Here is a 7,779-nt window from a genome sequence, read left to right as displayed (position 1 = left end):
CCTTCTATCCGTGTCGGTATGGACCGATCACCTCATGCTGCATACGCGAAGCGCGTTAAGTAAACCGACTTAAAAAAGCGCCCCATCTGATAGCAACGGTCCACTGACCTTCATCAACCCAGGCCATTTTCGGGCGCTTCTGCCAACCTCTTACTTGCAAAAACATTCGAGGGCTCGTGCCGGCGCTAATCCTCTCGCTGGTTTAACCGGCGACCTTGAGCTCCGCGCCCTCAGGCAACAGGCCCTCTTCGAGGTAGCGCCATAGCGCGACCAGCAACCGACGGGCTAAGGCCACGATACCCACGCGGTGCATCCGCGCGCCGCCGCCGGCAAAGCGCTCACGGAACCAGCGGCTGAGCTTGGAATTCGGCTGATGGCGCAGCCACAACCACGCGATCTCAACCATCATCGTGCGTACCCGGGCATTGCCAGCTTTGCTAATGCCCTGGTCTCTTTTACTACCACCACTGTTATAGGGCGTCCCCGTCAGACCCGCGCAGGCCCCAAGCTCACGGCGGTTCCGAAACCCCCGCCAGGCAAAGAATTCCATCACCAAAAGCCATGCACAGTTCGGCCCGATCGCGCGCAGCCCCATCAACCGCACCACCTGCCGCAACGGATGGCTATCGGCGTGCGCGATCCGCTCCGTCCGCGTCTGCTCCAGGGCGCGTAGCTGCTCCTCTACCATGCTCAGACGCCGGTACTCCCGCTCGAGCTCTCCTTTGAGCTCGGCGGGCAAGGACGTGCCGTCCCACAGGGTGAGCGTCTCGAGACGCTGGAGAAAGTCGCGATTAGGCTCTAGGCGCAGGCCCTGCGCCACTAACCAATCGCGGATCCGATTGCGATGCCGGGTGCGCTCCTTCTTCAGAGACCCGAGCTCCCGGTGTAAGCGCCGCGCGTCTTCCTCCTCCACCTTCGGGACCCGCACCACGCTCCAAAGGCCCCGCTCACCGGCCCAGTAACGCATCAGCATCGTCAGCAGCTTGACCCCGTCGAGCCGGTCGGTCTTGGCCCGCCGCTCCCGGCGGTTGGTCTCGATGCTCGAGGAGTCCACCACTTGATTCTCAATCCCAAGACTTACCAGGTAGCGGTGCAGCCAGAAGCCGTCGCGGCCGGCTTCGTAACAGCTCACCACCCTGTCCTCGGGCGACAAATGGAATTTCGCCTTGGCTTTACTGATCGCCTCGACTAACTGCGTGCGGCGCCCCGCCTCAACTGTCTCATGGCGGCGCTTCGCACCCCCCTCGCTAAACACCAGCTTCCAGCGCTTGTCGCCCAGCTCCATCGCCATGTACAACACGCCCTCTGCTGCGTTATCGTTGCTCTGTAGGGTCACTCGATTCATCTTCGCTCTCCTCTCGATGGGTTAGTTTAGTCAATGCGCCGAAAGGGTAGCCTGACTGGCCCTACATAGCATCTGATCCCGGCCGCGAACCCCCCTCCCATCCGGTTCAACTCCCAGCCGACAGCCCCCTTTGCCCTGCACTCGCGTGAGAGACCAAAACGCCCCGGATCGGGCGCCTTGGACCGATGCCTGAAAAATCCCCGATCCTGGACCGACGGCTCGCGTACTTGACAACCCACAGGTCCATCTCGTACTCTTCCTCTCGCCGAAAAAGGGCCTTTGAAATTCTTATACGGCGCTGCGAGGGCAGTTGCGAGTGCTGTCTGCGAGCATCTGCCCGAAGTGGCGGAGCGTCGGCGGTGGCGGAGGGGAAGGCGTTGAGCAAAGGCAGGGAGGGCGGTCCTCGGGTGGCAAGCGGCGAGCGGAGCCGAGCGCGGCGCCGGGCGGGCAGCGGGGCGGGACGGCGTGTCCGATCGCGTCCCGGCGCGGGCCAGGGGCCTCCTCGAAGCCCGATCACACTCCAATTGACTCGGGGAGTCCAGAAGAATACTCTGACGCTCGGGTCCGAGGTTCATCTGGGAATATCGGCCGATTCCACATGGGAATCCTGAATGGTCGATTGGACCTAAAAATTTGCTAAACACCATGGGGGGGGCGACTATGACAAATAGAAGTGTTGCTTATTTTTTCCCTCTCATTGCCGTGTCGATATGCTTCAGCCCCGCCGTCGCGGCTACGAGCCTGACATGTGAGAAGGGGACTGCAAATGTCTGTGACGCGTGGTGCGGACACGCTGGCGGGGGTATGTCATCAAATCCCGACGGCTCTGTGACATGCACCGTAACGGCGGAAGCAGCCGTGAAGGCATTTACTACGCCCATGAAACCGGAGAGCCTTACAAAGCTTAAAGGTAACTATTCGGACTGATCATTGGCTTGACGATGGTCTCGACGAGCACGGTAAGAACGTACTTAAACGAGTAATCAAAATCAAAAGGAGGCCGCACGATGGATATCAGAAGGAATCAAGCCACTCTGAGCCAACCGCAAAGACAGGCGTTTGTGCAGGCAATATTGGCTTTGAAGCAGAGGCCGAGTCGAATCGGTCCGTCAATTCCCAGTCGTTACGATGACTATGTGTCGATACACCTCCGGTCCATGGACACTATGACCGATACCCAGCCTGGTTGGGCGCATAGTGGACCAGCGTTTTTACCGTGGCATCGCTACTTCCTCCGGCAGCTCGAACTCGATTTGCAGATGATCGATCCCAGTGTGACGTTACCCTATTGGGACTGGACTGTTGATCAATCGCCCGATCCCACAGTGCCCGGAAGTCCCTGGAGTGATGATTTTATGGGGGGCGATGGCGATCCGAACCAGAACTGGCGGGTTACCACCGGCCTGTTCGCCGGTGCCGCTGGAAATTACGTGTTAAATCTCTTTGACGAAGGTCAGGGAGAATTCCAGGATGCAAACCTGCGACGCCATTTCGCCAGTTTTCCCCAGGTTTCCCAGTTGCCGATGGCTGATCAAGTGGCGGATTGTCTTAAAGAGCTTCCCTTCTATGTGGCTCCGTGGCGGGCCTTCCCCCATCTGATGTCGGACCCGCCGGGCACTCCCGCCCAGCCAAGTTTCAGCAATCGTCTCGAAGGTTGGTACGGGTTAGGCTCCATTCACAACCGAGTACACCTGTGGGTTGGCGGCGGCACTCCACCCAACTTCCGTGACGCAGGCTCCATGTTCTGGAACAGTTCTCCCAACGATCCTGTGTTCTTTCTCCATCACTGCAACATTGACCGTTTGTGGGCGCAGTGGCAGGCCAATTTTCCCAATGAAGGCTATCACCCAACCGGAGAGGGTAGTGAGGTTGGGCCACCGGGACACAATTTGAACGATCCCATGCAACCCTGGAGCGGGAATGTGACTCCTGCGAATATGCTCAACCATCACGCGCTTGGCTATTTCTATGACAGTGAGCCTGCGCCGGAGCCCCTAGAGATGAGAGAGCTCTTCTCGGCCTTGCCGCAGAAGGCAATGGCACACCCCATGCCTATGGGACATATACCCTTTGGTTTGAGCCCAGAAGACAAAGCGGCAAACTAAACGCCTACAGGCCATACAGGCCATACAGGACATGCAGGACATATGGCCTTCGGGTTGAGTCCGGACGACGAAGCGAGGTTCGTAAATAGACTTCGGTCCACACGACGCAAAACCAGGCCGCTTGGCCTGTGCCCTCTTGCTGCAGCCGGTAGGATCATACTCATCAAGCCGGCTGCATCGCCAACTCGCTACTCAAGACACGCTCGACTTCCTGCTCTCACGTGCCAGCGACTTGGACGCCGTATTCGCGCACGCCGTCGCTGCTTGCGGGCCGGTCAGGTATGGACGATAGTCGCGGTCGGGCAATCTGACGCTCTTGTTCTGGGTCATCGCCGGGATGACGGGTTATTCCCTGTCGCTCGGCGCGAGCCAGTGGGCCAACACCGATCGAAAACGCCGCGAGCTCTCGGTCCTGCGCCTGCTCGGGTTTCGCGGCGGGGGGATCATGGTCTACGCGAGCTTCCACGCGCTCTTTACCGCGGTCCTCGGATGGCTCGGCGCGGTGTTCGTGGACCTCGTCCTCGAACAGATCATCAACCGCATGTTGGCGGCCGATCTCGCGGCCGGGCAGTCCATCTGTTTTCTCATGCCTCGGCACTTCCTCGCGGCCTTGTTCTTGACCTTGATCGCGAGCCTCCTCGGCGCCGTGCTCGGCGGCGTCTGCGCCGCCCGTATCGAGCCCTCGGATGGGCTGCGGGAGGCCTGACGGGCACCTTCCGAGCGTCACGATCGCGCTCGACGTAAAGCTACGCGGGGCCGAGCCGCCCCATCCCTCGGCGCCGGTGCGCCTGAGCTTTGCCCAGTTGCTCAAGAGCCCGGGCGGGTTAGCGGCTGTATCGCGTAACCCGCCTTCCGGAAGGCCGCGTAGGAGATAGGCACCGGAAGTTCCTCTTGCGTGCGGTCGGTGCGTTACGGCGCAAACGGCGTGCCTAACTAACCCACCCTACATCGACTTACGGTCCCGATCAGGCGGTTGAGGGCCACAACGAGTCTGAATTGCGAATCGCCCCGATCTTGCACGGTCTAAGGCGGTCGGCTACAACCCATTGTTCAAGTAAGCCGCTGCGCGGCAGGGTCGCTTCGCCACCGTAGCCCCAAAATCCAGGCAGTCCCAGGGTCTGGGCCACGGCACTGGCCGCGGCCGCCTGTGGGCACCTCCCGGCTTGTGCAACCGCAGGTGGCCGTTGTTGCCTCGTGGAGCCGCACTTCGCCTCTGGCATGCCCGCCACGCGCCAACCCCACTTTGAACCTACAGATCGCCTGTTGTAGACTGACCAAGTTCGCCGACGGCTCGTTTCCCCCATCCTTCCCACCACTGTTGCGTTACCCGGTCTCCACTGCCGGAAGCATTCCCCATATATATCGAGTCTCGCCCCCGTCAGGGCTTCTTGCACAACGGATTGAAACGATTTGTCAGGTCGTCTCAATCCTTATTGGGTAAGCGGGCGACCCTCGACCGCCAGTAGCCGGGGCGGCGGCTTTGGTGTGCGACGACTTCGATGCGCAGGACATCGGAGGTCACGCTGTAGAACAGCGTAAAGGGGAAACGATTCAGGACCGAACGGGGTCCGCAGGGGCACCGATCTCGGGGCACTGCGCAGGGCCGGCGAGCGGTCGCGGCGAGAACCCGTGGAGACCCTTCTGCAGCGAACGCTGTCGGCTCATCGACCTCGGGGCCTGGCTCGACGAAGGCCAGCGCATCCCCATGGAAGAGGCCGACGCCGTTCTTCAGGATGTTTCGCTCGGCTCAGATCCGGATAGTTGACGCGCGGCCAACAACTGGCCTCCGGCCGGCGGGGGCCTCTCAGGCGCCGCTCGCCACCCGCCCGGCGCGTTTGCGCTCGCCTTCCTTCAAGAGCTTCTTGCGCAGGCGGATTGATTTCGGGGTCACCTCCACCAGCTCGTCGTCTTCGATGATCTCGATCGCCTGCTCCAGATCGAAGCGTGGGTCGCTGTCATATCCGTCCAGACTTTGACGGTTATTTGATGCCAAGCCTGGCTCTGGCATCCGACAGGCTAATCGTCTGCTCTTGCTTGCCTCGTTCGTCCAACAACTTCATAAGCCGGTCGCTCTGTCGCGCCAACTCGATCTCACGGTTGAAGTCATCGACCTCGGCCAGGACGAACTCGCGCCCATCCGGGGCACGTAAAATGATGTTGTCCGCGCTCGCTTGCTCGAGCAATTGCTTGATGCTGCGGGCATGAGGCGAAACATTGATTATCTTCATAGCTGAATTTCCTCACCGCGGATGTAGAGCGGGCTACGACGGTTTAGGGAAACCGGAATGCGCACGGAACACCGCGGCGTCTCAGGGACCACTCGCCACCCGCCCGGCGCGCTTGCGCTCGTGCTCCTTCAAGAGTTTCTTGCGCAGGCGGATTGATTTCGGGGTCACCTCCACCAGCTCGTCGTCGTCGATGAACTCGATCGCCTGCTCCAGATCGAAGCGCGCCGGCGGGGTCAGGAGGATGTTCTCGTCCGAGCCCGCGGCGCGGATGTTGGTGAGTTGCTTGGCCTTCATCGGATTGACCACGAGGTCGTTGCCACGGGAATGGACGCCGACGATCATGCCCTCGTATACCCCCTCCCCCGGACCGATGAAGAGCCGGCCGCGCTCCTGGAGGTTGAAGAGCGCATAGGCGAGGCTCATGCCGGGGCCGTTTCCGATGAGCACACCATTGGTACGGTTGCCGATCGGGCCGGGTTTCAAGGGCCCGTACGAGTCGAAGGTGTGGTACAAGAGCCCCTCGCCCGAGGTCAGGGTGAGGAACTCGGTGCGAAACCCGATGAGGCCGCGCGCGGGGATCCGGTAGTCCAGGCGCACCCGATCGACCCCATCTGGACGCATGTCCAGCAGATCGCCCTTGCGCTCGCCGAGCCGCCGCATCACCGCCCCTTGGGAGACGAGCGGCACATCGACCACCAATTGCTCGTAGGGCTCCATGCTCTGCCCCTCGATCTCCTTCACGATGACCTCGGGGCGCCCCACGGAGAATTCGTAGCCCTCGCGGCGCATGTTCTCGATGAGGATGGCGAGGTGCAGCTCGCCGCGTCCCGAGACCAGGAAGCGGTTGGCATCGGCGGTCTCCTCGACCGACAGGGCGATGTTGTGGATGAGCTCCCGCATGAGCCGCTCGCGGATCTGGCGGCTGGTCACGAAACGGCCCTCGCGTCCCGCGAAGGGCGAGTCCGAGACCTCGAAGCGCATGCGTACTGTGGGCTCGTCGACGGCGAGCGCCGGCCGTGCTTCCACCTTTGCGGGATCGCACAGCGTGTCGGAGATGCGCAGCGCCTCGATGCCCGTCACCGCGACGATGTCCCCGGCCGTGGCTTCCGGCACCTCCACACGCTCCAGCCCCGAGAAGCCGAGCACTTGGAGCACGCGGCCGCTGCGCCGCTCGCCGTCGCGATCCACGATGACGACGGGGGCGTTGCCCCTGACCGTGCCGCGTTGGATCCGGCCGATGCCGATGGCGCCCACATAGCTCGAATAAGCGAGCGAGCTGATCTGCATCTGGAAGGGGCCGTTCCGGTCGACACTGGGCGCGGGGACATCGGCGGCGATGGTCTCGAAGAGCACCTCCATGTTGCGGCGCTCGTCACTGTTATCCGCGCTGCGGCTCGCATAGCCCCGCAGGGCGGAGGCGAACACCACCCGGAAGTCGAGTTGCTCCTCGCTGGCCCCCAGGCGATCGAAGAGGTCGAAGGTCTGGCCCACGACCCATGGCGCGCGCGCGCCGGGCCGATCGATCTTGTTCACGACCACGATGGCCTTGAGACCGCGTGCGAAGGCCTTCTCGGTCACGAAGCGCGTCTGCGGCATGGGGCCGTCCACGGCATCGACGAGCAAGAGCACGGCATCCACCATCGACAGGATCCGCTCTACCTCGCCGCCGAAATCGGCATGTCCCGGGGTATCGACGATGTTGATCCGATAGCCCCGCCAGCAGAGCGCCGTATTCTTGGCGAGGATGGTGATCCCGCGCTCGCGCTCCAGCTCGTTCGAGTCCATGATGCGCTCGATGCGCCCCGCGCGCTCGCCCAGGGTCCCGGACTGCTGCAGCAGGCGGTCGACGAGCGTGGTCTTGCCGTGGTCGACGTGGGCGACGATGGCGATGTTGCGAAGTCTTTCCGGCAAGTTGATGCCTCCCGGCATGGCCGATCGGGTGCCTGATGCCCCCTAAAGCGGGGCGGGCTGCGCGTCTAGCAGCCTGTCGGACTAAGGTTGAACGGTACAGCGGCGGCGCAGGTGCTGAGCGGGACCATCGTTGGTCGAACGGTCATTGATGCTGTAGGGACGGTGAAATGATGATGATCGGATCGATCCC

At 62.1% G+C, this 7,779-nt stretch carries 7 protein-coding genes; 3 read left to right on the top strand and 4 right to left on the bottom strand.

What is annotated here, in order from left to right; all coding sequences use genetic code 11:
* Window positions 1-202 precede the first annotated feature (202 nt).
* A complete protein-coding gene (locus M3461_09950; GenBank protein ID MDQ3774659.1) occupies window positions 203-1,345 on the bottom strand; it encodes an IS110 family transposase in 1,143 nt (380 codons plus the stop codon).
* Between the two features lie 1,157 nt (window positions 1,346-2,502).
* Between M3461_09950 and M3461_09945 the strand changes: the two genes are divergently transcribed.
* The 3 genes from M3461_09945 to M3461_09935 all read left to right on the top strand — a co-directional run bounded on the left by M3461_09945 (window position 2,503) and on the right by M3461_09935 (window position 5,215).
* Entirely contained in the window at window positions 2,503-3,450 is a 948-nt protein-coding gene (locus tag M3461_09945; GenBank protein ID MDQ3774658.1) for a tyrosinase family protein, read from the top strand.
* Window positions 3,451-3,766: 316 nt separating this feature from the next.
* Entirely contained in the window at window positions 3,767-4,156 is a 390-nt protein-coding gene (locus tag M3461_09940) for a hypothetical protein (protein ID MDQ3774657.1), read from the top strand.
* Between the two features lie 876 nt (window positions 4,157-5,032).
* Window positions 5,033-5,215 carry a DNA gyrase inhibitor YacG gene (locus M3461_09935; protein ID MDQ3774656.1) on the top strand — a complete coding sequence of 61 codons (183 nt, stop codon included), beginning with the start codon at window positions 5,033-5,035 and terminating at the stop codon, window positions 5,213-5,215.
* A 39-nt stretch (window positions 5,216-5,254) separates the two neighbouring features.
* On the opposite strand, the gene M3461_09930 is transcribed toward M3461_09935, so the two are convergent.
* The 3 genes from M3461_09930 to typA all read right to left on the bottom strand — a co-directional run bounded on the left by M3461_09930 (window position 5,255) and on the right by typA (window position 7,589).
* Window positions 5,255-5,443 (bottom strand): hypothetical protein, encoded by a 189-nt coding sequence (locus M3461_09930; GenBank protein MDQ3774655.1) that lies wholly within the window; start codon window positions 5,441-5,443, stop codon window positions 5,255-5,257.
* Window positions 5,430-5,678, bottom strand: coding sequence for a hypothetical protein (locus M3461_09925; protein MDQ3774654.1), 249 nt, complete (start codon window positions 5,676-5,678; stop codon window positions 5,430-5,432). Before M3461_09925 ends, M3461_09930 begins: the two co-directional genes overlap by 14 nt.
* 81 nt (window positions 5,679-5,759) lie before the next feature.
* Entirely contained in the window at window positions 5,760-7,589 is a 1,830-nt protein-coding gene (gene typA, locus M3461_09920; protein ID MDQ3774653.1) for a translational GTPase TypA, read from the bottom strand.
* Window positions 7,590-7,779: the final 190 nt, after the last annotated feature.

It is taken from the genome of Pseudomonadota bacterium (genome assembly GCA_030860485.1).
Classification (GTDB): Bacteria; Pseudomonadota; Gammaproteobacteria; order JACCXJ01; family JACCXJ01; genus JACCXJ01.
Note: the sequence above shows the minus strand (reverse complement) of the source record. Positions and strands in the feature narration are given on the sequence as shown.